This window comes from Pseudoalteromonas sp. SR41-8 (genome assembly GCF_014163915.1).
Classification (GTDB): Bacteria; Pseudomonadota; Gammaproteobacteria; order Enterobacterales; family Alteromonadaceae; genus Pseudoalteromonas; species Pseudoalteromonas rhizosphaerae.
The window spans coordinates 1-254 of record NZ_JACJEE010000114.1 but is presented as its reverse complement, the minus strand read 5'-3'; the positions used below and the strand labels follow the sequence as shown (position 1 = coordinate 254).

Below are 254 nucleotides of genomic sequence, written 5' to 3'. Positions count from 1 at the left end.
GTCAGCAGCTTTAATAATGGCACGCTCACCGTCAGCGCCACACAATCTGATGCGGCGGGTAACACCTCCAGTGCAACCAGCACCTCAGTGATTTTAGATAACGCAGCACCGAATGCCTTGACGATCGCCACCCCGATTGAGGTTGATGGCCGGATCAATGCCGTAGAAGATGACAGTGTATTGATCACCGGCTCTGGGGCGGAAGCCAATGCCAGTGTCAGTGTGACTATCAGCGATGGTTCGAATAACCAATC

Annotated in this window: 1 protein-coding gene; it reads left to right on the top strand. The window is 53.1% G+C overall.

Annotation, left to right across the window (positions count from 1 at the left end; all coding sequences use genetic code 11):
* Positions 1 to 254, top strand: a 254-nt coding sequence (locus tag H5162_RS21595) for a hypothetical protein (RefSeq protein WP_182779461.1), incomplete at both ends; no start/stop codon positions are given.